The organism is Rhizobacter sp. P2_H2, from assembly GCF_056403375.1.
The window spans coordinates 1-1,198 of sequence record NZ_JBFUFP010001376.1 but is presented as its reverse complement, the minus strand read 5'-3'; the positions used below and the strand labels follow the sequence as shown (position 1 = coordinate 1,198).

Below are 1,198 nucleotides of genomic sequence, written 5' to 3'. Positions count from 1 at the left end.
GCGCTCGTCCTCTCCGAAATCTGAGTTCCTACGCACCATGCTCTATTGCTTGAAATCCCGGCACGTCTCGCCTGACAACAGCATCAGCAATGCCGGCAACGATGTCGAGAACGAGACGAGTTCGATAGACGGGCAGATGGAATCCGGATCGCGCCCAAAKGGAAAAGCGTTCTCAGTGAATACGAATGTTCAATCGACATTGACCGGTGGCGACACTTCGCGCGAAGGTATCGAGGCAACTATCAAGGCGCTTGACAACGCCATCCAGGCCGAACGGACGACTTGGCGCAAGAGTTTCAAGCACGGCTCGGAATTCAAGAAGCTGATGAAGGACTACCACCGCGGCTATCAGCAACTGCGCGAGGACCGGCAATCCGGCCGGACCAATCAACACGACATTGAAAGGCGTGCAACCGCACTTGGCACCCTACTCGCACAAGCCTACGGATTGGCCACCAAAGACGATTGGACTGACGAAACAAAGCGTCGATGCAAGAACATGGGCGATGCTTATGTCGACCCGTCGGTGTTCGTCAATGACCTCAGCAGCGGGCTCCTGATTGCAAAGACCCTCCTGGGGTTGGTTCTCGACATCGCTGCGGTGGCAGCGCCCACTCATGCGGTTGCATTGAAGACCGCGAAGGCCAGCTTCAACATTGCCTATGCAGTCCTCCAGTCGTTCGTCACCTGCTGCGTAGGGATCGTGGGGAGTGGCACGAATCAAAGCAAGGTCGTACAGGAAACGGCCTTTGTYGCACCCCGGTTCATGCCCGATCAACCCACCACCAGTTACAAGGACTGGAAGGGCAAGGATGCGCCCCCTCCTTCGATGGCTCATGTCAAACGGGATCTCAAGCTCGTCAAGAAAGTCATCGCGGCAAGCCTGGCCAAGGCAAGCCAAACCGGGAACGATGCCGTCGAGACCATGAAGGAGAAGCTGGACAGGCGAAAGGCGCGCACCGAGCGATTGATCGGGCAGATGACGAGGAAGAACAATGACGGGACAGCCTCGCAACTGACGGGCCCCGAAAAACTGAAGCGGCAAAGACTCATCGACCATCGCGACTTGATCGAGGACTTGCTGAAGACTCTGGCCCCAGTCGAAGAACGGTCGAATGAAGAACAGTCGAGCGATAGCGACCCCCCCGCCCCGTCAGAGGTACATGAAGATCTGCGGGCGCACCGGACTCGGTTGATC

At 57.2% G+C, this 1,198-nt stretch carries 1 protein-coding gene; it reads left to right on the top strand.

The window, feature by feature from the left end:
* Window positions 1–37: 37 nt before the first annotated feature.
* The coding region (locus AC1D15_RS33220; protein WP_477829419.1) for a hypothetical protein at window positions 38–1,198 on the top strand (1,161 nt) is incomplete at its 3' end.